The sequence below is a fragment of the Curtobacterium sp. AB451 genome (assembly GCF_050585845.1).
Classification (GTDB): Bacteria; Actinomycetota; Actinomycetes; order Actinomycetales; family Microbacteriaceae; genus Curtobacterium.
In genome coordinates this window covers 89,833-116,690 of sequence record NZ_JBOBQG010000007.1, presented here as the reverse complement: position 1 = coordinate 116,690, position 26,858 = coordinate 89,833, and the positions used below count along the sequence as shown (strand labels likewise).

Here is a 26,858-nt window from a genome sequence, read left to right as displayed (position 1 = left end):
GGCGGGGCATCCGCCGCACCTGGCCGATGTACCTCGCGGTCGCCCCGTTCTTCATCCTGTTCCTCGTCTTCGGGCTCTACCCGACGATGTACTCGCTCGTGCTCTCCTTCCAGGACTGGAACGGGCTCGGTGACCCGACGTGGGTCGGTCTCGAGAACTTCCAGAAGCTCTTCACCGACCCGACCTTCTACCTGTCGATCCGGAACACGTTCGTCATCTTCGCGCTGTCGACGTTCCCGATGCTCGTCATCGCGATCGTCATCGCGGCGATGCTGAACAGCGCCGTCCGGTACAGCACGGCCTTCCGGATCGCCTACTTCATCCCGAACATCACCTCGGTGGTGGCGATGGCGGTGCTGTTCGGGTCGATCTTCGGCCAGAACTTCGGTCTCGCGAACACGCTCCTGCACGCGATCGGTCTGCCGGCGGTGCCGTGGTTGAGCACCCCGTTCGGCATCCAGGTCACGGTCTCCCTGCTCATCACGTACCAGTGGACGGGCTACAACGCGATCATCTTCCTCGCCGGCATGCAGTCCATCGGCGGCGAGGTCTACGAGGCCGCGAAGATCGACGGCGCCGGCGCCTTCCGCAGCTTCTTCTCGATCACGCTGCCACTGCTGCGCCCCACGGTCATCTTCGTGCTCGTCGTCAGCACGATCACCGGCCTGCAGAGCTTCACCGAGGCCCAGGTCCTCACCACCACCGCCGGTTCGACGAACAGCGGCGGTGCCGGTCAGGGCGGCCTGACGATGGTCCTGTACTTCTACCAGCAGGCCTTCGGGTTCAACCGCTTCGGGTACGGGGCGGCGATCGCCTGGGGCGTGTTCCTCATCGTCGTCGTGTTCACGATCATCAGCTGGCGCTTCACCGCCGGCCGGAAAGAGGAGGCACGCGCGTGAGTGTCCTGACCCGTCCGACCACGGCCGCCCCGACCCGGAACGCGACCGTCACCCGCCGCCGCCGGAAGGGTCCCGGTGCTCCGCGCGTGGTGCTCTACACGCTGCTCACGATCGGCGCGGTCATCTCGATCTTCCCGCTCTACTGGCTGTTCGTCATGGCGAGCAACACCACCAGCGACATCTACAAGTCGCCGCCGGTGTTCGTGCCGGGGCCCTGGTTGTTCCAGAACATCGGCGAGGTCTTCGACAAGATCGACTTCGGCGGCGCCCTGCTCAACACCGTCATCGTGTCGGTGAGCGTCACCGTCCTGGTGCTCTTCTTCGACTCGCTCGCCGCGTTCACCTTCGCGAAGTTCGACTTCCCGCTCCGGAAGACCCTCTTCACGGTCGTGCTCGTGACGTTCATGCTCCCGATGCAGCTGTCGATCATCCCGCAGTTCATCACCATGACGAACCTCGGCTGGGTCGGTCACCTGCAGGCCCTGATCGTGCCGGCCGCCGCGAACGCCTTCGGCATCTTCTGGCTCCGGCAGTACATCCTGTCGAGCATCCCGGACGAACTCATGGACGCCGCCGTGATCGACGGCGCCGGGTTCTTCCGCCAGTGGTGGACGGTCTGCATCCCGCTCATCCGTCCGGGTCTCGGGTTCCTCGGGATCTTCACGTTCATCGGCTCGTGGAACGACTACCTCTGGCCGCTCATCGTGCTGAACGACCCGAACCACCTGACCCTGCAGGTCGCGATGGCCCAGCTCAACACGACCTTCGCGAACAACTACAGCATGGTGATGGCCGGTGCGCTGCTGTCCGTGCTCCCGCTCCTGGTCGTCTTCCTCATCGGCGCCCGCCAGTTCATCGGGGACATCGCCAAGGGCGCGATCAAGTGACGGCACCGGGCGCGGTCGGACCCCTCGGGACCACCGACCCCGGGTCCCGGACACGCCTGGCGCCGCGCGCGCGGGTGCGGTCGGACGCCCGGACGCTCTCGCTCGACGGGACCTGGCGGTTCCGGCTGCACGACCGGGTGCCGCGCGACGAGGTCGACGGCGTCCCGCCGTTCGCGCGCGGGGACGCACACGCCGACGCGCACGCGGCGTCCGACTGGACCGACCTGCCGGTCCCCTCGCACTGGGCCCTGCACGGGCACGGATCGCCCTGGTACACGAACATCCGGTACCCGTTCCCGGTCGACCCGCCGCACGTGCCGGACGCGAACCCCACCGGCGACCACCTCCGGACGTTCGAGCTGCCGGAGTGGTGGCCCGTCGACGGGCGGACCGTCCTGCGGCTGGACGGCGCCGAGTCGCTCGCACGGGTGTGGGTGAACGGAGCCGCCGTCGGCTGGTCGACGGGCAGTCGGCTGGCCGTCGAGTACGACGTCACCGACCACCTCCGCCCCGGCACGAACACCGTCGCGCTGCGCGTGGTGCAGTGGTCGCAGGGCAGCTACCTCGAGGACCAGGACCAGTGGTGGCTCCCAGGGGTCTTCCGGTCGGTCACCCTCGAGCACCGGCCGCTCCACGGCCTCGACGACGTCTTCGTGGTCGCCGACCGCGACCCGTCGACGGGTCGCGGCACGCTCGTCGTCGAGACGGCCACCACCGCCCCGGAGGTCACCGTCCGCCTCGCCGAGGTCGGCCTGGAGGCGCGGGTCGACCCCGCCACGCCGGCCCGGCTGGACGTCGGTCCGGTCGACCCCTGGTCGGCGGAGACACCCCGGCTCTACGACCTGGTCGTGGCCACCCGGACCGAGACGGTCCGCCTGCGCGTCGGGTTCCGTCGGGTCGAGGTCGTCGGCGACCGACTGCTCGCGAACGGCGCGCCCCTGGTGTTCCACGGGGTGAACCGGCACGAGACGCACCCGGACCTCGGTCGCGTCTTCGACGAGGCGGTGGTCCGCGCCGACCTGTCGCTCATGAAGCAGCACGGCGTGCAGGCCATCCGCACCGCGCACCAGCCGCCGCACCCGCGCTTCCTCGAGCTCGCCGACGAGTACGGCTTCTGGGTGGTGCTCGAGTGCGACCTCGAGACACACGGCTTCTGGGAGGTCGACTGGGTCGGCAACCCCTCGGCGGACCCCGCGTGGCGGGACGCCTACCTCGACCGCGTCCGGCGGACGGTGGAACGGGACAAGAACCACCCGTGCGTCGTCATGTGGTCGCTCGGCAACGAGTCCGGCACGGGCGCCAACCTCGCCGCGATGGCGGAGTGGATCCGCCGCCGGGACCCGTCGCGACCGATCCACTACGAGGGCGACACCGAGGGCGCGTACACGGACGTGTACTCACGGATGTACCCGACGCTCGAGGAGATCGACTCGGTGTGCGGGACCGTCACGATGCCCGTGCACGAGGTCGGTCCCGCTGCCGGAGCGCGGCAGCGCGCCAAGCCCTTCGTGCTGTGCGAGTACGGGCACGCGATGGGCAACGGACCGGGGGCGCTCGCCGACTACCAGGACCGCTTCGACCGCTGGCCGCGGCTGCACGGCGGCTTCGTCTGGGAGTGGCGGGACCACGGGATCCGGACGCGGACCCCGGACGGCGTCGAGTACTTCGGTCACGGCGGCGACTTCGGCGAACCCGTGCACGACGGTGTCTTCGTGATGGACGGGCTCGTGCTGTCCGACGGGACGGCGACCCCGGCGCTCGCGGACCTCGCGGCGCTCTGGGCCCCGGTGCGGTTCACCCGCGAGGGCTCGTCGCTCACCGTCCGCAACGTCCGCCGTCACGCCGACACGGCGGACCTCGCCGTGCACTGGGAGCTCGCGGTCGACGGACGGGTGGTCGACGGCGGCACGCTGGACGTGCCGACGGTCCTGCCCGGCCACGAGGCCACCGTGGCCCTGCCGAGCGACGCGATCGCCCCCCGGCGCGGCCGCGAGGCGCACCTCACCTTCCGCGCGGTCCTCCGGCACGACACGGTGTGGGCCGGTCGCGGGCACGTGCTGGCACGGCAACAGCTCGCCGTCGCGGCCCTGCCGCCCGTGGCCGGCCCGTCCGGCGGATCCACCCGGCCGGTCGGTGCCGTCTTCGACGACGACGGGACGCTCCGCGCGTGGTCGGGGATCCCGATCCGGGCGATCGAGCCGGAACTGTGGCGCGCCCCGACGGAGAACGACCGGGCCGCGGGGCAGGGGTCGTACGAGACGACGTGGCCGGAGCTCAGCGCGGGGCGGGGCGACGAATCCGTCCCGCCGTCGGCCGACCGTTGGCGGGAACGGGGACTCGACCGGCTCACCCACCGTGTCACGGCGCTCGAGCACGACGGCGACACCCTCGTGCAACGCGTCCGGTCGATGCCGGCGGGCAGCGCGTCCGGCATCGACTCCGAGTTCCGGTGGACGGGCGACGGGGACGACCTCCGCCTGCGGTGGAGCGTCACCCCGACTGGAGCGTGGGACTGCACCTGGCCGCGGATCGGTCTGCACCTCGAGCTCGACGCCGACCTCGCCGACCGGGTGTCGTGGTGGGGGACCGGGCCGCACGAGTCCTACCCGGACGCACGGAACGGTGCCGTGGTCGGCCGCTTCGAGCGATCCGTCGACGACCTCGTGGTGCGGTACGCCCGGCCGCAGGAGACCGGCCACCGACCCGGGCTACGTGAACTCGCGGTCGGGCCGCTCGTCGTCGTCGCCCACGAGCGCGCCGGGGCGGACCTGCCGGGGTTCCAGCTCGCACGGCACAGCGCCCAGCAGTGGGACGCCGCCGAGCACCCGCACGAGCTCCCCGTGTCCGACCTGCTGCACCTGTACCTCGACGCGGCGCAGCACGGCCTGGGGTCCCGAGCGTGCGGTCCGGACGTGCTGCCCCGCCACGCCCTGTGGCCCCGGCAGGTCGCGCTCGAACTCGTCCTGCGCGCCACGCCCGGCCGTTCGCCGGATCCCGCGCTCCGCTGAGGACGGTGCGCGGACGTCGCCGAGATCGCCTACCATTCGAACACACGTTCGAACCAGGAGGTCGAGGATGATGCTCACGCACGAGGTCGCCACGGTGTGGTGGGAGCAGGGCGTGCCGGACCGGATGGTGTGGCGGGAGCGCCGCTGGCGGGTGTCCGACACCCCGACGCGCCTGACGGCGACGGCGGAGTACCTGCCGTCGGCGATGACGCACGCGCCGGAGCGCACCGTCGGGTGGCGGTTCCAGGCGAGCTCTGGTGACGAGGCCGTGGTGGTCGACATCGCCCCCGACGGCGACGGCTGGGTGGTCGCGCGGACCTGGCGCTGACGGTCGTCTACGCGCTGCCGCGCCAGACCACCTCGGTCGGCAGGACGAACCCGCGCGGGGTGTCGTCCGTCCCGGCGATCTGCTCGAGGACCTGCTGGGCCGCGTGCTCGCCGAGGGTGCGGGCCGGCTGCCGCACGGTCGAGAGCGGCGGGTCGCAGCGGAGCGCCCACGCGCTGTCGTCGAAGCCCACCACGCCGACGTCGCCCGGCACGGACCGGCCGGCCCGCTGCAGGACGTCCATCGCCCCGGCGGCGACGGCGTCGGACGCAGCGAACACCCCGTCGACGTCCGGTGCCCGCTCGAGGAGCTCACGCATGCCCTCGACGCCGGCGGTGTAGCTGAAGAGCGGGTTCCGCGCGACCAGTCCGGGGTCGAAGCGGTCGCCGAGCGCGGCGGTGAACCCGGCGAGGCGGTCCTGGCCGGAGTCGCGGTCGAGCCCCGAGGCGAGCATGCCGATGCGTCGCCGGCCGGTGTCGACGAGTCGCCGGGTGATCGCCTCGGCCGCGGAGCGGTTGTCGATGCCGATCCACGAGGTGTTCGGCGCGTCGGACGGGTGCCCGACGAAGCACGCCGGCAGTCCGATCTGCTCGATGGCGCGCGTCACCGGGTCGCCGTCGCGGGCGGAGAGCACGATCGCACCGTCGACGAAGCCGCCGCGCAGGTACTCGACGACGCGCTCGTTGTCGCGGGCGGAGTCGACCATGATCGTCACGAGCTGCTGGTCGGCCTCGGACAGGACGGCGTTCGTGCCGATGAGGATGTTGCCGATGTTCGGGTCGTCGAGCACCTGGACGCTCGGTTCGTGCACGATGAGCGCCACGGCGCCCGATCGTCGGGTGACGAGGCTGCGGGCCGCGGCACTGCGGACGTAGCCGACCCGGCGGACGGCGTCCTGGACGGCTTCGCGGGCCTTCGGCGACACGTACGGTTCGTCGTTGAGGACGCGGGAGACGGTGCCGCGGGAGAGTCCGGCCTCGTCCGCGACGTCCTGGATCGTGGCGCGGGAGCGGGCGGACCGGACGTCGGACATGCGGCAACGATAGCGGCTCGCCGCCCGCGGATCGGCGGCCGACGGGCGTCGAACCACGATCGCGACGTCGAACCGGGCGTCGACGCTGGTTCGACGTCGGAAGCCTGGTTCGACGCGGTCGTGTTGACACGGACCCGATTCTGTTGTTCACTCTGGGAGCGCTCCCAGAACCATCCCGCCCCGATCGGCTGGTGCGGACTGGGAGCGCTCCCAGAACATGGGTGACCTTCGCCGTCGAAGGGGTCGTTCGCGACCGGGACGGTGCAGCGCCGCCCCGATCAGCGAGGACCCGACGTGACCACCACCACCCAGCCGACCGTCGCCACCGGCGCGCTCGGGCTCGGCTCGACCGGCCTGGCGTTCGGGTGCGACTACAACCCCGAGCAGTGGGACCCCGAGGTCTGGGTCGAGGACGTCCGGCTCATGCGCGAGGCCGGCGTGAACCTCGTCGCGATCAACGTCTTCGGCTGGTCGCACGTCGAGCCGCGCCGGGGCGAGTACGACTTCGCCGCCCTCGACCGCGTCATCGACCTGCTGTACGGCGCCGGGATCGGCGTCGACCTCGGCACCGGGACGGCCTCGACCCCGCCGTGGCTCACCACCGCCCACCCCGAGGTCCTGCCGGTCGTGGCCGACGGCACGACCCGCTGGCCCGGCGGACGCCAGGCGTTCTGCCCGAGCTCCCCGGTCTACCGCGAGCACGCCCTCGCCCTCGTCCGCGCCACCGCCGAGCGCTACGGCGACCACCCCGCGGTCCGGCTCTGGCACGTCTCGAACGAGCTCGGCTGCCACAACGCGCACTGCTACTGCGACGTCTCCGCCGAGGCCTTCCGCGGCTGGCTCCGGAACCGGTACGGCACCGTCGAGGAGCTGAACGCCGCCTGGGGCACGTCCTTCTGGAGCCAGCGCTACTCCGCGTGGGACCAGGTCCTGCCGCCGCGGGCGACGCTGTCCTTCACGAACCCCGGCCAGACGCTCGACTTCGACCGGTTCTCGTCCGACGAACTGCTCACGCACCACCGCGCCGAGGCCGAGGTCCTGCGCGGCCTGAGCGACAAGCCCGTCACGACGAACTTCATGGTCGCGGCGCACATCACGGCGCTCGACTACTGGTCGTGGGCCGCGGACATGGACGTCATCGCGAACGACCACTACCTCGACCACCGACTGCCCCGACCGCACGTCGAGCTCGCGTTCGCCGCGGACACCACCCGCGGGCTCGCCGGCGGAGCGCCCTGGCTGCTCATGGAGCACTCGACGGGCGCCGTGAACTGGCAGCCGTACAACGTCGCGAAGGCGCCGGGGGAGATGCTCCGGAACACCGTGGCGCACATCGCCCGCGGGGCCGACGGCGTCTGCTTCTTCCAGTGGCGCGCGTCGGTGCAGGGCAGCGAGAAGTTCCACTCCGCACTTATGCCGCACGCGGGCACCGACTCCCGCACCTGGCGCGACGTCGTGGACCTCGGCGCCCTCGTCGAGCGGCTCGGCGAGCTCCGCGGGTCCCGCGTCGTCGCCGACGTGGCGCTCGTCTTCAGCTGGGAGAACCAGTGGGCGGCCGACCTGGAGGCGCACCCCAGCACCGCGCTCCGCTACCTCGAGCAGGTCCACGCGTTCCACGCCGCGCTGTGGGACCTCGGCGTGACCGTCGACGTCGTGGCACCCGGCGCGTCCCTCGACGGCTACGCCGTCGTCCTCGTGCCGGAGCTGTACATGGTGCGTGACGAGCACGCCGCGGTCGTCGCGGACCACGTCGCCCGCGGTGGGCACGCGGTCGTCACCTTCTTCAGCGGGATCGTCGACGAGCGTGACCGTGTCCGGACCGGCGGCTACCCCGGTGCGTTCCGCGACCTGCTCGGCGTGCGCGTCGACGAGTTCCTCCCGCTCGGCGCCGGCCAGACCCTCGCGCTCACCGACGGCACCCGGGCGCACACCTGGTCCGAGCCGGTCTCGTTGCACGGTGCCGAGCCCGTCACGGCCTACGCCGAGGGGCCGCTCGCCGGGTCGCCCGCCGTGACCCGCAACGCGCACGGCGCGGGCAGCGCCTGGTACGTGTCGACCGTCCTCGAGGACGCCGCGCGCACCGAGCTGCTCCGCCGGGTCCTCGCCGAGGCCGGTGTCGCACCGGACCCCGCCGCCCGACCCGGCCTCGAGGTCGTCCGCCGCCTGGACGACCAGCACGAGTGGGTGTTCCTGCTCAACCACTCCGACCAGCCCGTCGAGCACCACGAGACGGGCCACGAGCTCGTCGCCGACCGCCCCGTCGCCGGTACCACGACCATCGCCCCCGGTGGCACCCAGATCATCCGCACGGACAGGAAGCGTTCATGACCACCACAGCCCAGCGACCCCGGGTCGCCCGACGTCCACGCGGCGGGGGCTTCCGGTACCGCCGCGCCATCGCGGTCTTCGTCACACCGTTCGCGGTGCTCTTCACCGCGTTCTACCTCGTCCCGATCCTCTACGCGGTGTGGCAGTCGCTGCAGAAGATCGAGCGCCAGGGCACGTTCGGCGCCCCCACGCAGGTGTTCGGTGGACTGAGCCAGTACGTGCTCGTGTTCCAGAACAGCGAGTTCTGGGGCTCGGTCCTGCGTGTCCTGCTCTTCGGCGTCGTCCAGGTGCCGGTGATGCTCGCCCTCGCCCTGGTGTTCGCACTCCTGCTCGACTCGCCGCTGCTGCGCGGGAAGCGGTTCTTCCGCCTGGCGTTCTTCGCGCCGTACGCCGTGCCCGGCGTCATCGCCGCGATCATGTGGGGCTACCTCTACGCGCCGAACCTCTCGCCCTTCTCGGCCGTCACGTCGAAGGTGGAGCTCCTCGGTTCCGGGACCGTCCTCTGGGCCGTCGCGAACGTGGTCACCTGGGTCTACGTCGGCTACAACATGCTCATCATCTACTCGTCGCTCCTCGCGATCCCGACCGAGATCTACGAGGCGGCGAAGCTCGACGGGGCGTCCCAGTTCCGGATCGCCTGGTCGATCAAGATCCCGATGGTGGTCCCGGCGATCGTGCTCACCGCGGTCTTCTCGGTCATCGGCACCCTGCAGCTCCTCACCGAACCGACCGTGTTCCGCCAGTTCACCTCGACGATCTCGTCGACCTTCACGCCGAACATGCTCGTCTACTCGACCTCGTCGGTGCCCAACTTCAACCTCGCCGCCGCGTTCTCCGTGGTCCTCGCGGTCGCGACGTTCGTCCTGTCGATCGGGTTCCTCCGACTGACCCAGCGGAAGGGTGACCAGTGACCGTCAACGCACCGAGCCGACGCGACGCCGTGCGGAACGCCGGCCGACCGCTCGAGCCGAACCGCGCCTCCAGGCCCCTGCAGCCCGGCGCACGCGGGCCGCGCGAGAGCGTCATCTCGCGGAGCGCCGCGATGCTCGTCATGGGCGTCTTCACGATCTACTTCCTGCTGCCGATCTTCTGGCTGTTCGTCTCGTCGACCAAGACGACCGCGAACTTCAACACCACGTTCTCGCTGTGGTTCAGCGCGTCGTCGGTGCAGGACTTCATCACGAACCTCGGCGACCTGTTCACCCGGCAGGACGGCGTCTACGTGCGCTGGATGCTCAACAGCATCGCCTACGCCGGGGTGGCCGGGCTCATCGGGACCGTCCTGTCGGCGATGTGCGGCTACGCCCTGGCGAAGTACCGGTTCCGCGGACGCGAGGTGCTCTTCAACGTGTTCCTCGGCGGCGTCCTCGTGCCGGCGACCGCGCTGGCCCTGCCGCTGTTCCTCATCTTCAGCCAGGTCGACCTGACGGACACGTTCTGGTCGGTGTTCCTGCCGAGCATCGTCAGCCCGTTCGGCGTCTACCTGTCGCGGCTGTTCGCAGCGTCGAGTGTGCCCGACGAGATCATCGAGGCCGCCCGCATCGACGGCTCCGGCGAAGTCCGGACGTTCTTCACCGTGGCCGTCCGGCTCATGTCGCCGGCGCTCGTGACGATCTTCCTGTTCCAGTTCGTCGCGATCTGGAACAACTTCTTCCTGCCGCTCGTGATGCTCCGCGACTCGTCGCTGTTCCCCGTCACCCTCGGCCTCTACACGTGGAACTCGAGCGTGAACCAGTACCCCGACCTCCGCACCCTCGTGCTCATCGGGTCGTTCGTCTCCATCATCCCGCTCCTCGTCGCCTTCCTCTCCCTGCAGCGCTTCTGGCGGTCCGGCCTCGGCGCCGGCGGCCTGAAGTAGCCCGCCCGCGCGCGGCCGCCCGGCCCGACCGGCCCGGGCGGCCGCCCGGCCCGCCCCCGACCAGCACCACCGACCCCACTCACATCCCGAACGGAAACAGCATGAAGACAACGAAGTTCCTCAGCGTCGCCGCCGTCGCGGTCGCCGCGACCGTCGCCCTCGCGGGCTGCAGCACCGGTGGCAGCGGCTCGGGTGGCGGTTCCGACACCGCCGCCGCGAGCTGCAAGCCGTCGAGCGGCAAGGTCACCCTCGACTTCACCACCTGGGTGCCGAACATGGACAAGGTCGTGGACATCTGGAACAAGGCCCACCCGGACATCCAGGTGAAGGTCTCGATCGTCGCGAACGGCAACAGCGGCACGTACCAGAACTTCTTCAACCAGCTCAAGGCGAAGCAGGCTCCGGACATCGGACAGGTCGAGTACGACACGCTGCCGGCCTTCCGCGTGCAGGGCGGCCTCGAGGACATCGGTGCGTGCTCCGGCATCAGTGCCGCGAAGAAGGACTTCTCGGACGGCCTGTGGAACCAGGTCACGTTCGGCGAGTCGAAGTCGGTCTACGCCGTGCCGCAGGACTCCGGTCCGATGGCGCTGTACTACCGCAAGGACCTCTTCGAGAAGGCCGGGCTCGACGTCCCGAAGACCTGGGAGGAGTACGCCCAGGACGCCGTGAAGATCAAGGCGATGGGCGGCAACATCACGAACTTCGCCAAGGGTGACGTCAACCAGTTCGCCGGGCTCGTCTCGCAGGCCGGCGGCCAGTGGTTCTCCAACTCCGGCTCGGACTGGACGGTGAACCTGACCGACAGTGCGTCGAAGAAGGTCGCGGACTACTGGCAGGACCTCATCGACAAGAAGCTCGTGAACACCCTGCCGAGCTTCACCGACCAGTGGAACAGCGCCTACGACAAGGGCCAGGACTGGACCTGGGTCTCGGCCGTCTGGGGTGCGAACACCATCTCGAGCGGTGCGCCGTCGACCTCGGGCAAGTGGGCCGTCGCGCCGATGCCGCAGTGGTCCGAGGGTGACTCGAAGTCGGCCGCCTGGGGCGGTTCGTCGAACGTCGTCTTCGCGGGCAGCAAGCACCCGGCCGAGGCGTCGGAGTTCCTCGTCTGGCTGAACACCTCGAAGGAGGCGCTCGCCGCGCTGAACAAGGAGGCGAACCTCTACCCCGCGTCGTCCACCGGCGCCGAGCTCCCCGCCCTCACCGAGGGGCTCCCGTTCTACGGCAACCAGAAGATCTACGAGGAGTTCGCGACCGCGGCGAAGGACATCCAGCCCTTCACCTGGGGTCCGACGATGACGCAGACCTACTCGGACGTGTCGGACGGCTTCGGCCAGGCGGCCTCCGGGCAGGGGACCCTCCTCGACGCGCTCGAGTCGGGGCAGTCCAAGACGGTCGCGGCGCTCAAGGCGCAGTCGATCCCGGTCAAGGAGTGATGCCGGCGGTCTGATGCGCCCACGCGCACGACGACGGACGGGAGGCGCGGTGCCAGCTGGCACCGCGCCTCCCGTTCGTCGTGCGGTCGCGCCCCGGGTCGCGACCGGGTGCGCGATCAGGGCTCGACGTCGCCGGCCCGTTGGTAGAGCGCCGTGGCCAGGTCGCTCAGCACCGCGAGTGCGGCGCCGCCGTGTGCCGCGTCGACCTCGCGGAGGACCTCGGCGTAGCGGCGTCGGTGGTCCTGGACGACGGCCTCGCCGTCGGGCAGCAGCCGCAGCAGCGAGCCACGGCGGTCGTCGGGGTTCGGTGCTCGCTCGAGCAGGCCGGCGTTCGTCATCCGGTCGATCATGTTCGTGACCGCGCCCGACGTCAGGCCGAGGTAGCCGGCGACCTCGGTCGGCGTGGAGTACCCCGTGTCACTCACGAGCACCAGGGCGCGGAGGGCGTTCTCGTGCACTCCGGCGCGGGCGCTCAGGCGGCCGACGAGGCTCGCGTTCGCGCGGACGACGGCCTCGAACGCCGCGATGAGGTCGGTCGGGTCACTGTCGGGTGCCGTGGGCACGGCGGTCCTCGCCTTCGGGTCGTGAGGGAGCGTCCCTCGCACTGGGGCCAGTATACGAGTGGTCAATTTGGTGAATGAGTGACTATCTTGATCATCGAAGCAAACGAACCCGAACGCGTTGCTCCACCCCCATCCCTGATCACCACTCCGAAGAGGTTCCCGTGTCCGACAAGCTCCGCACCCCCGCACTGAAGCGGGTCCGATTCGCCCCCGTCGCACTCCTCGCGGGCATCTTCGCCGCCGTGCTGCTCTCCCTCTCGCTCACCGGCACCCTCTCCGGGTTCGCCGCGAGCATCACCAACAGCAGCAACACCGCGGCGAGCGGCACGCTGACGATGCAGGAGCAGAACGCCGGCGGCACCGTCACGTGCACGAGCACCGACGGCGGCTCGGTCTCGACGAACGCCGCGACCTGCTCGACCATCAACAAGTTCGGCGGCAGCACCACCATGACGCCGGGCAACACCGTCACCACCGCGATCTCGATCAAGAACACCGGGACCGCGAACGCCTCGACCTTCACGCTGACCCCCGGTGCCACCTGCACCCAGTCGGCGAACGGCTCGGTCAACGGCACCGCGACCGACCTCTGCGCGAAGATGAACCTCGTCATCACGTCCGGCTCGACCACGGTCTTCTCCGGCACGCTCGCCAGCTTCAAGGGCGCCGCCGCCTCGGCGTTCACGATGCCCGCAGCCCCCGCCGCCGGTGCGTCCGTGCCGTTCACCTTCGCCGTGACGCTCGACTCCTCGGCCGGCAACACCTACCAGGGCCTCGCCGCCTCCGTGCCGATGACCTGGACCTTCACCGCCTAGCCACCCCGACCGGCGACGCTCGACCGATCCCCCCCTCCGGTCGAGCGTCGCCACCCACACCCCGCACCACCCATCACCCCAGCCCCACCCAGCACCACCCCCACCCCCACTCCCACCCCGCACCGCCCCGCCCCGCCTCCCCACGGGCGCCCCCTCCCCACACACGCCGCACACGAACGGAGCCGACGATGAGCCAGACCGCCGCCATCCCGCTCAGCGGCACGCTGGAGCGCCCGCTGCTCGGGGGCCACACCGCCACCCGCTTCGAGACGGTGCTCGCCTGGTCCGTGGCCGTCGTCGCCGCCGTGCTCCTCACCGCCGCCCTGCTGTTCCTGTCCGCCGGCGGCCGCTGGTTCGTCGTCGAGACGCCCTCGATGGGCGAGGCCGCCCCGGTCGGCACCCTCGTCCTCGACCTGCCGGTGGACATCGCCACCCTCGGCGTCGGCGACGTCGTCTCCTTCGAGACCGCCGCGAACCCGGGCGTCGTCTACACGCACCGCATCGTCGACGTCGACAGCGCGGGCCTGCACACCCGTGGCGACATCAACGGCGCGACCGACCCGTGGACCCTCACGCAGGAGAACGTCATCGGTTCGCCGGTGCTCCTCGTGCCGCACCTCGGCTGGCTGTTCCGCGCCGCGCCGCTGCTGCTCATCGGCACGCTGGTGATCTGGACACTCACGAGCGTGTTCACCGACCGTGTGACGCGTACGTGCCTCCGCATCGCCGGGGGAGCGCTCACCGCGTCGTACGCGGCCTTCGTCCTCAAGCCGTTCGTCAACGTGACGACCATCACGAACACCGCCACCCACGCCGGCGTCGAGGCGACGATCGTGTCCTCCGGCGTGTTCCCGGTCCGGGTCGAGTCGCCCGGTGCCGCGAGCGTGCACCTCGTCGACGGACAGGTCGGGCACATGGTCATCCGCGAACTCACGGCGAACGGGCACTACCAGCTCACGTCGAACATCGACCTCGGACCGATCGGGTGGGGGCTGCTCGTCACCGCGTGCCTCGTCCCCCTGGTGCTGTGCCTGGCCGTCGGCCGCGTCGAGGCGGTGCGTCCCTCGTGAACCTCCGACGTCTCCGCGACGGCCGGGTCGTCGCCCTCGTCCTGGTCCTCGCCGTGGCCGTCGTCGGCCTCGCCAACGTGTTCGCCCCGACCCGGTCCGCGTTCAGCGCCGTGGTGGCGAACAGCGGCAACAGCGCCGCGACCGCGCCCTACTTCACCTGCAGCGCCGCGGTCGGCGCCGACACCGCGAACGCCCTCTTCGCCTACCGTCTCGGCGAGGCCAGCGGTGCGACCACCGCCGCGGACTGGTCGGGCAAGGGCCTGAACGGCACCTACCAGGGCGCGATGACGGCCTCCACCCCGAGCCCGAACGCGTGCCCGCGCGACACCGGCAGCTCCTACGTGCTGAACGGCTCGACGAGCTTCGTGTCGACGCCGCGCTCGTACGCCAACCCGACCACCTTCAGCGAGGAGGTCTGGTTCCGCACGACCGTCGCCGGCGGCATGCTCGTCGGGTTCGGCAGCAACCAGTCCGCCACCTCCGGGCAGCACGACCGGCAGATCTACATCAACACCGCCGGGCAGCTCGTCTTCGGCACCTACAACGGGACGACCCAGGTCGTGACCTCACCGAAGGCGTACACCGACGGCGCGTGGCACCACGTCGTGGCGACGATGTCCGCGAGCACCGGGATGCGGCTCTACGCGGACGGCGCCCTCGTCGCCTCGAACACCGCGTTCACCGCGCCCGAGAACTACACCGGCTACTTCCGGATCGGCTACGACACCGTGTCGGGGTGGCCCGGGCAGCCGTCGAACTTCGCCTTCACCGGGTCGATGCGGTACGCGGCGGTGTACAGCACCGTCCTGTCGGCGACGCAGGTCGCGAACCACGCGGCCGCCGGTCGCTGAGACGCCGACGGACCGGGAGGCGCGGTGCCAGCCGGCACCGCGCCTCCCGTCCGCCCTGCACCGCGTCGGTGCGGACGCGTCGCTACGCGATCGCGATCTCGTTGGGCGTGCCGGGCAGCACCTCGCTCGAGGCGACGGTCTCGCCGGTCGTGAGGTCGACCGCGTGGACCTTCCGCTCGGCCGGGTCGGTGACGTAGGCGACGTCGCCGACGACCTTCAGCGCCGGGTGGGCGTCCTGCCACTCCTCGGGTCCCTCCCACGGGTCGATCACCGGGAAGGAGTCGAGCAGGTCACCGGACGTCGTGTCGAAGGTGTGCAGCGCGCCGTCGTCCCCGAGCACGACGGCCTCGTCCCCGGGACCACGAGCGAGGTCCCGGAACGTGTAGCCGACGCCGTCCGGCACGTCGGCGACCCGGTAGGAACCGGATGCCGCGTCGATCAGGGCGATCTGGTGGAGGAGGTACCCCTCGCTGTCCGGGTCGTCGTTGTAGTCGCCCAGTGCGATCGAGGACGTGTCGGTCGTGAACAGGTTGCCGGTCCGGCCGTACTCGGTGGGGGCGTCCAGCTTCGTGAACGCGCCGTCGTCGTACACGAGTGCCCCGTCGGTGCACCCGAAGACCGCGACGTCACCCTGGACCGCGCCTTCCCCGTGCACGTCCGGGCACTCTTCGGAGCGGGTGGTCTCCTTCCCGTCCGCGCCCAGCGCACGGACCCCGCTGCGGGACTCCTCGTCACCGATGGTGGTGAGCAGCGTGCCGTCCTCCAGCACGATCGCGACGCCGTGGTGCGCGGCCGCGGACTCGGTCGTCTCGGTGTCGGGCAGGTCGGCGCCGTCGAGCTCGGTGTTGTCGAACGTCGTCACCTGGCCGGTGCCGTCGGCGAAGAGCGCCGTCCGGTCGCCGTGGACGACCGCGTGCCCGCCGGTGTCGGCGGGGAAGACCGCGTCGGTGAGGGCCGGATCGGCCGCGGTGTCGAGCACCCGGAAGCCGCTCGGCACCGTGACGAGCACGTGCCGCCCGTCACCCGCCGGGTTGACGCGGGTGAACCCGTCGACGGCGTCGTCGGTCAGGACGTGAAGGTCGTCGTCGAGCACGAGGACTCCGCTGTCGTACGTGAGCGTGATCCGGGTGCCGTCGGCGCGCGCGGTCGCGGTGCGCGCGGACTCCGAGGGGGTGGTGTCGGCCGCGCATCCGGTGAGGGCAAGGGTGGCCGCGGTGAGCAGGGCGGCAGGCAGGGCCGCGGTGCGCAGGGTCTTGGTCGTCGTCATGGTCGTTACTGTACTGATTCTCATTCTCAATTACGAACCGAGAGGCCGTCGACGATCGCCTCGGTGTTCGACCGCATCATCCCCAGGTAGGTGGACGCGGGGCCGTCGGTGGTCAGCGACTCGGTGGCGAGCGGCTGGATGTCGACGTGCACGTCCACCTCCTCCGCCAGGACCTCGGCCAACCGGGCGGGCTGCGAGGCGTCGGCGAAGACCGTCCGGACGCCCGTCTCCTCGATCGCGTCGGCGAGGTCCCGCAGGTCCGCCGCGCTCGGCGAGGCGAGCGTCGTCCCGCTCGGGATGACGGCCCCGACGACCCGGAACCCGTACCGGTCGGCGAGGTAGCCGAAGACGTGGTGGTTCGTCACGAGGGCACGCTGCCCGGGGCCGAGCGCGCCGAAGGCCCGCTCCATCTCCCCGTCGAGCGCGTGCAGGGCGTCGAGGTAGTCCGCGGTGCCCGTTGCCCGGATGCCCACGTCGCGGAGGTCGTCGTCGAGCGACTCGACGACGTCGACCATCCGTGCGGGGTCGGTCCAGAGGTGCGGGTCCGGCCCGCTGTCGTCCTCGGTCGTCCACTCCAGGGCCTCGACCGCGTCGCCGGCCGTGAAGACCGGGACTCCGTCGTCGGCCGCGGCCCGGACGTGCCGGGACACGCCCTCCTCGAGGCCCAGCCCGTTCTCCACCACGAGGTCGGCGGTGCGGAGTCGCGCGGCCTCCTGCGCCGAGACCTCGAACGAGTGCGGGTCCGCTCCGGCGGGCATGAGCACCATCACCTCGGCCGCGTCGCCGACGACCTCCGAGACGACGTCGCCGAGGATGTTCGTGGTGACGGCGACGAGTGGCCGGTCCTGCCCGGGAGCAGCGGTGCACCCGCCCGCGCCGAACGCGACACCCACCGCGGCGAGGACCGTGACGACGACGGTCCGTGTGCGTGCCCGCGTCACGGTCCGACCTCCGCGAACGCGGCCGGGGCCACGCCGAGGTCGATGGTCCGGGCGACCCGTGCGCCGTCGGCGAAGTCGATCTCGTGCACGGTCCCCGTCCCGCGGTCGGCCAGGTAGGCGCGGTTCGCGTCGATCTGCAGCAGGGGTGGGGCGTCGCCGGCGACGAGCGGGTCGGTCGCGACGATCGCTCCGGTGGCGAGCGTGTGCACCACCACCCGCCCGGTGTCGTCGACGCCGACCACGTGCTCGTCGGCGTCGTCGACCGCGACGACGGCGCGGAGTGGGCGCTCGGTCGACACCAGGCGCCACGAGTGTTCGCGGCTGTCGAGCAGCCAGAAACCGGCGTCGTCGGCCAGGCCCGCGACCGTCGGTCGTCCGGCGCGGGCGGCGAACGAGGTCGGCCGTTCGGCACCGTCGGGCAACGGCACCGCCGTCGCGCCGTCGTCGTCCACGACCACCGCGCCGTCGGAACAGCCGACGACCGAGCCGGCCCGGGTGACGATGCCTCCGGCCGGGTCGGTGCACGCCGCCTCGGTGCCGGTCGGCGAGCCGTCGGCGTCGAGCACCCGGACGACGTCGTCGGTGGCGGCGACGAGGCGGTCTCCGTCGGGGAGCAGGACCCGTGCGTCGATCCGGGTCCGTTCCTCGACGGTCCCCTGACCGAGCGCGGCTCGGTCGAGGACGACCGCTTCGTTCCGCTCCCGCCAGGTGATCGTCGTGGTCGTCTCGGAGGAGTGCACCTCGACCGGACCGCCCCCCGCCATCGTGCCGACGACCCGCGGCTCCGCCGCGTAGTAGTGGGTGTGGTCGCCGTGGTCGACCGTCCAGGCACCGCCGTCCACGATCGTGGTGCGGCGGTCGGAGCTCGTCACGAGGAACCGGCCGTCAGTGGCGGAGTGCATGGGCACGTCGACGTCGTCGAGCGCGGTCGTCTCGCTGCTGAGCAGGTCGTGCAGGACGGTCTCGCCCGTCCCGGAGACGACCAGGAGGCGCACCTGCGGTTCCCGGGATTCGCTCGCCCCCTCGACGAAGCCGTGTGGCCGGGCGGTCGCGCTGGCGTCGCCGGGGGCCGTCCCCGACGAGCAGCCCGCCGTCACGACGGTGAGTCCGACGACGAGGCTCGTGGTGAGCAGAGTGCGCGTGGGAGTGCGCCGGGTGGAGTGGGTCATGCTGCCTCTCGAGGTGCTGGTACTGCTGTCGGTGGTTCTGCCCCGGGGGTCCGGTCGCGGACCAGGGTGCTGAGCGACGCGGCCGTGCGCGAGAGGCCGACCCCGGCGACGGCGACCGCGGCGATGCTCGCTCCCGCGGCGGTGCCGAGGTGCCACGAGACGAGCAGCCCGACGAGGACGGCCGCGATGCCGATCCCGGCGGCGAGCGCCATCGTCGAGCTGACGTGCCGGGTCCATGCGCGGGCGGCGGCTGCCGGGGCGAGGAGCAGTCCGACGACGAGCAGCGTGCCCACCGCCCGGTACGAGGCGACGACCGCGAGCGTGACGAGCCCGACCAGCACGATCTCGGCGGCCCGTGGGCGGAGGCCGAGGGTCGCGGCCTTCCGGACGTCGAACGCCGCTGCCGTGAACGGACGGTGGAAGAACACCGCGGTCCCGAGCGCCACCGCGACGGCGATCGCCAGGCCGGTGAGGTCCGCACGGGTGACGGCGAGGACGTCACCGAACAGGATCGCGGTGACGTCGGTCGCGAAGGACCTCGAGGAGGAGACGATGATCACCCCGAGGGCGAGCATGCCGACGAACAGCAGCCCGATCGACGTGTCGTACGAGAGCCGGGCCCGTCGGCGGAGTGCACCGACCCCGAGCACCATCACCGCGGCGCTGACGGCGGCGCCCAGCACGACGGGGAACCCGGTCAGCGAGGCGATCGCGACGCCGGGGAGCATGCCGTGCGACAGCGCTTCACCGAGGAAGGCCATGCCGCGGACGAGGACCCACGTGCCGACGACCGCGCAAAGCACCGCCGCCAGTCCGCCGCCCACGAGGGCACGGACCATGAAGTCGACGGAGAGGGGATCGGTCAGCCAGGTCACGGTCCGAGACGCTACATGAAAATGACTATCGATACTGATAGTGTCCTCAGGTGCCCACGACGACCGACGCCACCCCCCTCCGCGTCGCCGGACTCGTCGTCCGGCGCGGCGACCGGACCGTCCTCGACGGGGTCGATGCGACCTTCCCCGTCGGTTCGGTCACCGCGCTGACGGGGCCGAACGGCTCCGGCAAGTCGACGCTGCTCGACGCGCTCGCCGGGGTCGTGACGCCGGATGCCGGGGCGGTGACGCGCCGAACCTCCGTCGGAGTCGCCTACGTGACCCAGTCGGTCCCGCCGAGTGCGCTCCCGCTCACCGTCCGTGCCACGGTCCGCATGGGCCGGTGGTCCGGCCGTCCGTGGTGGCGGCCGCTCGTGCGTGCCGACCGCGACGTGGTCGACGAGCAGCTCGACCGGATGGGGATCGCGTCCCTGTCGGACCGGCCGCTCGACGAGCTGTCCGGTGGGCAGCGTCAGCGGACCCTCGTCGCGCTCGGACTCGCGCAGCGGGCGGAGGTGCTCCTCGTCGACGAGCCCACGGCCGGGGTGGACGCCGAGTCGGGTCGGCTCGTGGTCCGCGCGCTCGCCGACGAGGCAGCGTCCGGCGTCGTGGTCGTGCACGCCACGCACGACCCGACGGTCATCGCCGGAGCGGACCGGGTCGTCCGGCTCGGCTGACGGTGCCGGCGCCGTCCGTCAGGGGCAGGCGACGGCGACGGAACCGGTCGCGGTGGTCTCCGCCGGAGCCGACGCCACCGCCGGAGCCGGAACCGACGCCACCGCCGGGGTGGCGCTCGACCGACGGGTCCCCAGGACGACGAGCACGATCGCTCCGACGACCGCCACCCCACCGGCCAGCCAGAAGTCGACGGCCAGCCCGAACGACGACACCGCGGCACCGCCGAGCACCGACCCGGCGGCGATGGCGAGCTGGATCGTCGTGACGAACAGCGCGAGCCCGGTCTCGGAGCCCGCGGGCGACGACGTGGACATCCAGGTCTGCATCCCGAGCGGCAGGGCGCCCCACACGAGGCCCCACACGACGAGCAGGACGAACACCCCCACGACCGAGTGCGCGAGCAGGGGGAGCAGGACGACGGCACCGGCGAGGACGAACTTCGCCGAGCCGATCGTGCCGAGGACGCTCCGACCGAGTGTGAACCCGGCGGCGAAGTTCCCGACGATGCCCGCGATCCCGAAGACCAGGAGTGCGACGGTCACGGTGTCGGCGTCGACCCCGACGAGGTCCTGCAGGTACGGGGCGATGTAGGTGTAGGCGGCGAACTGCGCGGTGAACAGGAAGGCCGCGGCGATCAGGCCGACCCGGGCGCGGGGGACGCCGAGGAGCGAGCCGAGCGTGCCGAACCGGACGCGCTGCTGCGCGGGGATCGCCGGCAACATCGCCACCTGCAGCCCGAGCGCGACGAGCCCGAGCACCCCGCCGATCACGAACGCCAGCCGCCACGTGGCGAGGGACGACACGAGTGCGCCGAGGGGCAGGCTGACGACGGTCGCGACCGAGACCCCGGCGGTGATCAGGGACGTCGCGCGGATCACGGACTCGGGGCGGACGAGCCGTCCGGCGATCCCGGCGCCGATCGCCCAGAACCCGCCGATGCCGACGCCGAGGAGCATCCGGGCCACGAGCAGCACCCAGAACGCCGGCGCCGCCGCTGCGAGCGCGTCCGCGACGACGAGCAGCACCGTCAGGCCGACGAGGACCACGCGACGGTCGAGGCCGGAGGTCCACACCGTGACGACCGGTGCGGCGACCGCTCCGACGAGGCCGGTCGCGACGACCATGAGCCCCGCGGTGCCGATGCCGACGTCGAGGTCGGCGGCGATGGCGGGGAGCAGGCCGATCGGCAGGAACTCGGACAGGACGAGGACGAACGATCCGAGTGCGACCGACGTGACGCTGAGCCACCCGCGACGCGGTGCTGACGATGTCATGCGGGCGTCAAGCACGCGCCCGCGCGGTCCATTCCCGCGTGACGCGGCGGTTCAGGCGTCGAGCGCGCGGCGGGCGGCAGCCACCACCTCGGCGTCGGTGACGAAGTGCGCCGAACCGTCGTCCGAGCCGCCCATCGGGACGCCCGCGTGGGCGCTGCCGGCGGCGGGTCGCTTCGCCGACAGGTGCACCGCAGCCGCCCCGGTCGCCACGAGCGCGGGGACGTCGGCGGGGGTCACACCGGCACCGGCCATGACCTGCACGGGCCCGGCGGCGTCGACCATGCGTGCGATGGTCGCGGCCCCGGCCGCCGCGGTCGGGGCGGCGCCGGAGGTCAGGACCCGGGTGAACCCGAGGTCTGCGAGGGTGGCCGCGGCGGCGACGGGGTCGGCCGCGTGGTCGATCGCCCGGTGCAGGGTGACCTCGGCCGTGGCGCTGACCGAGCGGGCGGCGTCCACGAAGCGCCGGAGGGCGTCCTCGTCGAGCGTGCCGTCCGGACGCAGGGCACCGACCACGACGCCCGCTGCCCCGGAGCGCAGGACCGTGCGGACCTCGCGCACCATCAGTTCGACCTCGTCGGGGGTGTGCACGAAGCCGCCGGGACGGCAGCGGACGAGGGCGTGGGCGGGGATGCCGGTCTCGTGCGTCGTCTCCACGAGTGCCTGGGACGGCGTGAGACCACCGAGCTCGAGCCCGACGCAGAGCTCGACGCGGTCGGCGCCGCCGTCCCGTGCGACGATCGCGCCGGCGGGTGCGGTGACGGCGATCTCGAGGGCGACGGGGGCGGCGGTGGTCACGCGATGGCTCCGAGCGGTTCGTTCGACGGCGGGATGATCCGGGCGCCGAGGTCCGGCGCCGAGGGGAACACTCGATCGTAGGGGAACATCGGCCGGACGATCCTGTGGTGTCCGAGCCGCTCGAGGTCCTGGTCGACCCCGCCCGGCGTCAGCGCGAGCATCCAGTCGGCAGCCATGTCGAAGAGCTCCGGCTCGAGGTACCCGATCTTCACGACCACCACGTCGGCGTCCCGCGGGGCGAGGTCGAGGTCGGTGAAGTCGTGCTCGTGGTGGTACGGCTTGCGGAGCGTCGTCAGGATCGCGAACACGCTGCCGACCTGCAGCACCACCTCGGTCTCGGCGTCCCGGTCGCCGTGCTTGATCGCGTGCACGCGGCCGGTCATCGTGATCGGCCCGGCGTGCACGTCGTCGACCTCGGCGCCGGCGGTCACGGTCACGGTGGCGCCGACGCCCGCCTCGACCGCGGTGGCGACGGCTGCCGGCCCGGGGACGCTCGCGTAGATCAGGACGGGGCCGTCCGGGTCGGCGAACGCCGGGTGCGCGAGCACCTGCGTCAGCCCCCACGTCATGTCGCCCGAGCCGCCCGCCGTCGGGTTGTCGCCGGAGTCGGACACGAAGAACGGCCTCGCGGCGCCCGGTGCGAGCGCGGCGGCGAGGCACTCGTCGAACGTGCCGGTCGGCGCGACGAACACGAAGTCCTCGCGGACGTCCCAGAACGCCCGCGCGAGGCGCTCCGCACCGGCGGCGACGGCGGCCTCGTCCCACCCGGTGACGACGGTGACCGCTCGGTCGCGGGGCTGGTCCGCCCAGGCGTAGCCGACCCAGATCGCGGCGTCGAGCACACCCTCGGTCCGCTCGACGACCGGCACCTCGGCGTACAGCGAGGCCGCCGGTTCGATGCGGGTCGAGGTCTGCTCGCCGGGCAGGAGGACCGGGATCGGCACCCAGGCCTTGACCGGACGCTGCTGTCCCACGGGCCTGGTGGTGAGCACGTCGACCAGGTTCGAGACGGCGCGCTCCTTCGTCTCGAGGGCGTCCTCGTGCGGGGCCATCCGGTAGCACGTGACGAGGTCCACCTGGTGGGCGAGCTCCGCCGTGACGTTGCCGTGCAGGTCCATCGACGCCGACACGATGACGTCCGGGCCGATCACCGCGCGGATGCGGCCGAGCAGGTCCGACTCGGCGTCGTCGAGGCCCTCGACCACCATCGCGCCGTGGATGTCGTACCAGAGCCCGTCGACGTGCTCGGCCGCGACGATCGCCGCCAACCGCGCGACGATCTCCGCCGCGAGCGACTCGTACGAGTCCCGGTCCACGATCCCGCCGGGCAGCGCGTGACCGATGAGCGCCCCGCGGAAGTCGGCCCGCGCCGACAGCGGCCCGAGGAAGTCGTAGCGCGCCACGACCTCGTCCCCGCGGTCCGGGTGGAACGCCGGCGCGTGGGTCCGGGTCGGCGTGAACGTCGAGGTCTCGATGGCGAGCCCGGCGATCGCGATGACCGGGCGACGGGTGGCGGGTGCGGTGGACACGGGGTCAGACACGGACGTTCCTGTTCCTGGTGGTGGACTGGGGGATGGGCGCGGACAGTTCCTCGAGCGACGCGGCGAGCCCGCGCTGCAGCGCGAACTGGCCCGCACCGACGAGGCCGGCGTCGGCGCCGAGCGAGACGGGCTCGATGGCGAGGTGCTGCGTCATGAGCGGGTGGCAGCTCTCGTACAGCTGGCTCCGCACGGCGGCGATGAACGGGTCGAGCGTGGAGAGGATCCCGCCGAGGTAGACCGCGTCCGGGTTGAAGAAGTTGACGTTCGCGGCGAGCACCTCGCCGAGGTACCGGCCCGCGAGCCGGACGGCGCGCGTCGCCTCGGGGTGGGCGTCCGACGCGAGCCGGACGACGTCGGCGGTCGAGGAGACGTCGACCCCGGCGTCCGACAGGATCCGCACCAGGGCGGCTCCGGACGCGACGGTCTCGAGGCAGCCCGTGTTCCCGCACGAGCACGGGGTGTCGCCCGCGGCGTCGATCCGGACGTGCGTGATGTCGCCGGCCGATCCGGTCGCCCCGCGGTACAGCCGTCCGTCGATGACGATCCCGGCACCGATCGCCGAGCCGGCCTTGATCGTGATGGTCTGCCGCCGGGCGGGGTCCTGCACGGTCTGCTCGCCCGCGGCCATGCAGTTCGCGTCGTTGTCGACGACCGAGGGCAACCCGAAGCGCTCGGTGAGCCACGATCCCACCGGGAACCCGTTCCACCCGGGCATCCGGCTCGGCAGGTCGACCACGCCGGCTTCGACGTCCACCGGTCCGGGCAGGCTGAGCCCGACGCCCCGCAGCCCGGAGCGACCGCGCTCGTCCGCGAGCCGCTCGAGCAGGGCGGCCAGCCGCTGCAGCCCTGCGGTCGGACCGTCGGAGAGCGCGAACGGGACGTTCGCGACCGACTCGAGCGCGCCTCCCGGCAGCACGATGCCGATGCGGGCGTGCCCACCGCCGACGTCCGCGGCGACCGCGTACTCGTCCGCACCGCCGATGCGGAGCACCTTGCGGGGGCGGCCGCCCGTCGAGACGTCGGTGCCCTCCTCCGCGAGCAGACCGTGCGACACCAGCTGCGCGACCACGTGGGAGACGGTCGAGGGGGCGGCGCCGAGCAATGCGGCGATCTCGGTCCGACTGGACGCCTGTCCGGACGCGACGAGCTCCAGGACGCGGGCACTGAGATCCGGCACGACTTTCTCCAATCCGGCGGAAACGCGGTCGACGAGTGACCGCGAGAGCGAGCCTAGGCGGCAGATCGACCGGTCCACCCTTTCGTCCGAACGGCAGAAACGAACTATTTACACGGAGATGTTTGTTTTTCCAACGGCTTTGGCCATTGACTGTCCCCGTGCCGCTCGGCACGCGTGCTCCACACCCCGAACCTCCCACGCACCAGGAGACACACATGACCAAGCCCCGTCGCTGGGCGCTCCTCACCGGAGCCGCGATCGCCGTGAGCGCGCTGCTCGCCGGCTGCTCCGGAGGCGGCAACGCCTCGTCGAGCAACACGACCGACGAGATCAACTACGCGCTGCCCGCCAACTTCACGCCGAACTGGATCCTCCCGATCGGCACCGCCGCGCACCTCAACACGAACAACGGGTCGATCGCGCAGTCGCTGTACGAGCCGCTCGTCGCCTACGACGGGTCCACCGGCAAGATCGCGTGGAACAAGGCCGGCTCCGTCGCGACCGACGCGACGTTCGCGAGCGACTCGAAGAGCGTCACCGTCACGCTCGGCGACCGGCACTGGTCGGACGGCAAGCCGATCACGAGCCGCGACGTCGAGTTCTGGTTCAACCTGATCAAGGCGAACAAGGACGAGTGGGGCTCCTACTCGAAGGGCAAGGCGCCGGACAACTGGACCTCCTTCAAGGCCGACGACGACACGCACTTCACGATCACGTTCGACAAGGCGTACAACCCGGACTGGATGCTCGCCAACCAGCTGAGCCACATCATCCCGCTGCCGCAGCACGCCTGGGACAAGACGAGCGCGAGCGGCTCGGTGGGCAACGCCGACGAGACCACCTCCGGCGCGAAGCAGGTCTGGAAGTACCTCAACACGGCCGCCGGCAAGATCTCCGACTACGCGAGCGACGACCTGTGGAAGACCATCTCCGGCCCATACGGCGTGAAGACGTTCACCACCGCGGGCAAGGTCACCCTGACCGCGAACACGAAGTACGACGGCGGTGAGAAGCCCTCGATCGCGACCGTGAACCTGCTGCCGTTCACGACGACGGACGCCGAGGTGAACGCCGTCCGCTCCGGCGAGGTCGACTACGGCTACATCAACGCCACCGACATGGACCAGAAGTCGTCCTTCACGTCGAAGGGCTACGAGGTGCAGCCCTGGACCGGCTGGGCGATCACGTACATGCCGTACAACTTCAACAACCCCACGATGGGCGCCGTCTTCAAGCAGCTGTACGCCCGTCAGGCCGTCCAGATGTCGATCGACCAGACCTCGCTGTCCAAGGTCGTCTTCAACGGCACCGCCACCTCGACCTACGGCCCGATCCCGCAGGCGCAGGAGTCCGACTACGTGTCGAGCACGCAGAAGGACAACCCGTACCCGTTCAGCACGAAGAAGGCCAAGGCGCTCCTCGAGTCCCACGGCTGGTCGGAGCAGGGCGGCACGATGGTCTGCACCGACCCGGGCACCTCCGACAGCCAGTGCGGCGAGGGCGTCACGAAGGGCACGAAGTTCACGATGAACGTGCTCTCGCAGTCCGGGTCGACCGTCACCGACAACATGATGAGCGCGATCCAGTCCTCGCTCGCGAAGACCGGCATCGGCTTCACGATCAAGACCGCGCCGGTGTCGAGCGTCCTGTCGCAGACCCCGACCTGCACGAGCGACGAGGCCAGCTGCGACTGGGACCTCTCGTTCTTCGGCACCGCGGGCAGCTGGTACTTCCCGGCCTACCCGACCGGTGAGTCGCTCTTCCAGACCGGTGGTTCGGCGAACTTCGGGTCGTACTCCAACGCCGACGTGGACGAGCTCATCGACGCCACGACCACCTCGCCCGACCCGACCGCCGTGCAGGACTACAGCGCGGCGCTCGCGAAGGACCTGCCGGTGATCTGGCTGCCGGAGCCCGACTACCAGATCTCGGTCGTGAAGAAGGGTCTGACCGGGTTCGACCAGGACTCGCTCGCGAACTTCCACCCCGCCCAGTGGAAGTGGTCGAAGTGAGACCGTGACCCCGGACAGGAGGCGCGGCGCGCGTCCGACGCGCACCGCGCCTC

The 26,858-nt window shown here is 71.5% G+C and carries 23 protein-coding genes; 13 read left to right on the top strand and 10 right to left on the bottom strand.

The annotated features are described in order from the left end of the window. From ACQXVK_RS15570 to ACQXVK_RS15555, 4 genes are all read left to right on the top strand, one after another. Positions 1-899, top strand: an 899-nt coding sequence (locus tag ACQXVK_RS15570; RefSeq protein ID WP_430854170.1) for a carbohydrate ABC transporter permease, incomplete at its 5' end; no start/stop codon positions are given. Then, positions 896-1,786 (top strand): carbohydrate ABC transporter permease, encoded by an 891-nt coding sequence (locus ACQXVK_RS15565; RefSeq protein ID WP_416393596.1) that lies wholly within the window; start codon positions 896-898, stop codon positions 1,784-1,786. The genes ACQXVK_RS15570 and ACQXVK_RS15565, both read left to right, overlap by 4 nt. Then, positions 1,783-4,794: a glycoside hydrolase family 2 TIM barrel-domain containing protein gene (locus tag ACQXVK_RS15560; RefSeq protein ID WP_402268693.1), complete on the top strand. Its 3,012-nt coding sequence runs from the start codon at positions 1,783-1,785 to the stop codon at positions 4,792-4,794. Before ACQXVK_RS15565 ends, ACQXVK_RS15560 begins: the two co-directional genes overlap by 4 nt. Before the next feature lie 67 nt (positions 4,795-4,861). Beyond that, entirely contained in the window at positions 4,862-5,122 is a 261-nt protein-coding gene (locus tag ACQXVK_RS15555) for a hypothetical protein (RefSeq protein ID WP_402268696.1), read from the top strand. Positions 5,123-5,129: 7 nt separating this feature from the next. Here ACQXVK_RS15555 and ACQXVK_RS15550 read toward each other — a convergent pair whose 3' ends face one another. Then, on the bottom strand, positions 5,130-6,152 hold the full coding sequence (locus ACQXVK_RS15550) for a LacI family DNA-binding transcriptional regulator (protein ID WP_402268699.1): 1,023 nt from the start codon (positions 6,150-6,152) through the stop codon (positions 5,130-5,132). 294 nt (positions 6,153-6,446) lie between these two features. On the opposite strand from ACQXVK_RS15550, the gene ACQXVK_RS15545 reads away from it, so the two are divergent. The 4 genes from ACQXVK_RS15545 to ACQXVK_RS15530 all read left to right on the top strand — a co-directional run bounded on the left by ACQXVK_RS15545 (position 6,447) and on the right by ACQXVK_RS15530 (position 11,777). Beyond that, positions 6,447-8,480 carry a beta-galactosidase gene (locus ACQXVK_RS15545; protein WP_430854169.1) on the top strand — a complete coding sequence of 678 codons (2,034 nt, stop codon included), beginning with the start codon at positions 6,447-6,449 and terminating at the stop codon, positions 8,478-8,480. After that, a complete protein-coding gene (locus tag ACQXVK_RS15540) occupies positions 8,477-9,391 on the top strand; it encodes a carbohydrate ABC transporter permease (RefSeq protein WP_430854168.1) in 915 nt (304 codons plus the stop codon). The genes ACQXVK_RS15545 and ACQXVK_RS15540 overlap by 4 nt, the downstream gene beginning before the upstream one ends. Next, entirely contained in the window at positions 9,388-10,338 is a 951-nt protein-coding gene (locus ACQXVK_RS15535; protein ID WP_022906103.1) for a carbohydrate ABC transporter permease, read from the top strand. Before ACQXVK_RS15540 ends, ACQXVK_RS15535 begins: the two co-directional genes overlap by 4 nt. 101 nt (positions 10,339-10,439) lie before the next feature. Next, the gene (locus ACQXVK_RS15530) at positions 10,440-11,777 is read left to right on the top strand and encodes an ABC transporter substrate-binding protein (RefSeq protein WP_416393598.1); all 1,338 of its coding nucleotides are present in this window, start codon (positions 10,440-10,442) and stop codon (positions 11,775-11,777) included. A 116-nt stretch (positions 11,778-11,893) separates the two neighbouring features. Here the strand turns inward: ACQXVK_RS15530 and ACQXVK_RS15525 are convergent, their stop codons facing one another. Beyond that, positions 11,894-12,340, bottom strand: coding sequence for a MarR family winged helix-turn-helix transcriptional regulator (locus ACQXVK_RS15525; RefSeq protein ID WP_022906105.1), 447 nt, complete (start codon positions 12,338-12,340; stop codon positions 11,894-11,896). 161 nt (positions 12,341-12,501) lie between these two features. Here ACQXVK_RS15525 and ACQXVK_RS15520 point away from each other — a divergent pair, with 161 nt between their 5' ends. The 3 genes from ACQXVK_RS15520 to ACQXVK_RS15510 all read left to right on the top strand — a co-directional run bounded on the left by ACQXVK_RS15520 (position 12,502) and on the right by ACQXVK_RS15510 (position 15,076). Further along, a complete protein-coding gene (locus ACQXVK_RS15520; RefSeq protein WP_022906106.1) occupies positions 12,502-13,155 on the top strand; it encodes a hypothetical protein in 654 nt (217 codons plus the stop codon). A 188-nt stretch (positions 13,156-13,343) separates the two neighbouring features. Further along, on the top strand, positions 13,344-14,225 hold the full coding sequence (locus ACQXVK_RS15515; RefSeq protein WP_430854167.1) for a S26 family signal peptidase: 882 nt from the start codon (positions 13,344-13,346) through the stop codon (positions 14,223-14,225). Further along, positions 14,222-15,076 (top strand): LamG domain-containing protein, encoded by an 855-nt coding sequence (locus ACQXVK_RS15510; RefSeq protein WP_430854166.1) that lies wholly within the window; start codon positions 14,222-14,224, stop codon positions 15,074-15,076. The genes ACQXVK_RS15515 and ACQXVK_RS15510 overlap by 4 nt, the downstream gene beginning before the upstream one ends. Positions 15,077-15,158: 82 nt before the next feature. On the opposite strand, the gene ACQXVK_RS15505 is transcribed toward ACQXVK_RS15510, so the two are convergent. Genes ACQXVK_RS15505 through aztB form a run of 4 tightly spaced genes read right to left on the bottom strand, consistent with a single transcriptional unit; the run spans position 15,159 to position 19,328 of the window. Continuing rightward, a complete protein-coding gene (locus ACQXVK_RS15505) occupies positions 15,159-16,343 on the bottom strand; it encodes a hypothetical protein (protein ID WP_430854165.1) in 1,185 nt (394 codons plus the stop codon). Positions 16,344-16,369: 26 nt separating this feature from the next. Beyond that, complete coding sequence (locus ACQXVK_RS15500) at positions 16,370-17,284, bottom strand: metal ABC transporter solute-binding protein, Zn/Mn family (RefSeq protein WP_430854164.1); 915 nt, start codon at positions 17,282-17,284, stop codon at positions 16,370-16,372. Then, the gene (locus ACQXVK_RS15495; protein ID WP_430854163.1) at positions 17,281-18,453 is read right to left on the bottom strand and encodes an ABC transporter; all 1,173 of its coding nucleotides are present in this window, start codon (positions 18,451-18,453) and stop codon (positions 17,281-17,283) included. The genes ACQXVK_RS15500 and ACQXVK_RS15495 overlap by 4 nt, the downstream gene beginning before the upstream one ends. Then, positions 18,450-19,328, bottom strand: coding sequence for a zinc ABC transporter permease AztB (gene aztB / locus ACQXVK_RS15490; RefSeq protein ID WP_430854162.1), 879 nt, complete (start codon positions 19,326-19,328; stop codon positions 18,450-18,452). The genes ACQXVK_RS15495 and aztB overlap by 4 nt, the downstream gene beginning before the upstream one ends. Before the next feature lie 50 nt (positions 19,329-19,378). Here aztB and aztA point away from each other — a divergent pair, with 50 nt between their 5' ends. Beyond that, entirely contained in the window at positions 19,379-20,005 is a 627-nt protein-coding gene (gene aztA, locus ACQXVK_RS15485; RefSeq protein ID WP_430854161.1) for a zinc ABC transporter ATP-binding protein AztA, read from the top strand. Between the two features lie 18 nt (positions 20,006-20,023). Here the strand turns inward: aztA and ACQXVK_RS15480 are convergent, their stop codons facing one another. Genes ACQXVK_RS15480 through ACQXVK_RS15465 form a run of 4 tightly spaced genes read right to left on the bottom strand, consistent with a single transcriptional unit; the run spans position 20,024 to position 24,793 of the window. After that, positions 20,024-21,280 (bottom strand): MFS transporter, encoded by a 1,257-nt coding sequence (locus ACQXVK_RS15480; RefSeq protein ID WP_430854160.1) that lies wholly within the window; start codon positions 21,278-21,280, stop codon positions 20,024-20,026. 51 nt (positions 21,281-21,331) lie between these two features. Further along, positions 21,332-22,075 (bottom strand): copper homeostasis protein CutC, encoded by a 744-nt coding sequence (locus ACQXVK_RS15475; RefSeq protein WP_430854159.1) that lies wholly within the window; start codon positions 22,073-22,075, stop codon positions 21,332-21,334. Beyond that, a complete protein-coding gene (locus tag ACQXVK_RS15470; protein ID WP_430854158.1) occupies positions 22,072-23,616 on the bottom strand; it encodes a M81 family metallopeptidase in 1,545 nt (514 codons plus the stop codon). The genes ACQXVK_RS15475 and ACQXVK_RS15470 overlap by 4 nt, the downstream gene beginning before the upstream one ends. Next, complete coding sequence (locus ACQXVK_RS15465) at positions 23,609-24,793, bottom strand: ROK family protein (protein WP_430854157.1); 1,185 nt, start codon at positions 24,791-24,793, stop codon at positions 23,609-23,611. The genes ACQXVK_RS15470 and ACQXVK_RS15465 overlap by 8 nt, the downstream gene beginning before the upstream one ends. Before the next feature lie 215 nt (positions 24,794-25,008). Here ACQXVK_RS15465 and ACQXVK_RS15460 point away from each other — a divergent pair, with 215 nt between their 5' ends. Then, positions 25,009-26,805 (top strand): peptide ABC transporter substrate-binding protein, encoded by a 1,797-nt coding sequence (locus ACQXVK_RS15460; protein ID WP_402268744.1) that lies wholly within the window; start codon positions 25,009-25,011, stop codon positions 26,803-26,805. Positions 26,806-26,858: the final 53 nt, after the last annotated feature.

Excerpts from the sequence above, each read along its gene's own strand:
- ACQXVK_RS15505 (WP_430854165.1), bottom strand. The coding sequence starts at position 16,343 with ATGACGACGACCAAGACCCTGCGCACCGCGGCCCTGCCTGCCGCCCTG.
- ACQXVK_RS15515 (WP_430854167.1), top strand. The coding sequence starts at position 13,344 with ATGAGCCAGACCGCCGCCATCCCGCTCAGCGGCACGCTGGAGCGCCCG.
- ACQXVK_RS15495 (WP_430854163.1), bottom strand. The coding sequence starts at position 18,453 with ATGACCCACTCCACCCGGCGCACTCCCACGCGCACTCTGCTCACCACG.
- ACQXVK_RS15550 (WP_402268699.1), bottom strand. The coding sequence starts at position 6,152 with ATGTCCGACGTCCGGTCCGCCCGCTCCCGCGCCACGATCCAGGACGTC.
- ACQXVK_RS15555 (WP_402268696.1), top strand. The coding sequence starts at position 4,862 with ATGATGCTCACGCACGAGGTCGCCACGGTGTGGTGGGAGCAGGGCGTG.
- ACQXVK_RS15540 (WP_430854168.1), top strand. The coding sequence starts at position 8,477 with ATGACCACCACAGCCCAGCGACCCCGGGTCGCCCGACGTCCACGCGGC.
- ACQXVK_RS15480 (WP_430854160.1), bottom strand. The coding sequence starts at position 21,280 with ATGACATCGTCAGCACCGCGTCGCGGGTGGCTCAGCGTCACGTCGGTC.
- ACQXVK_RS15530 (WP_416393598.1), top strand. The coding sequence starts at position 10,440 with ATGAAGACAACGAAGTTCCTCAGCGTCGCCGCCGTCGCGGTCGCCGCG.
- ACQXVK_RS15460 (WP_402268744.1), top strand. The coding sequence starts at position 25,009 with ATGACCAAGCCCCGTCGCTGGGCGCTCCTCACCGGAGCCGCGATCGCC.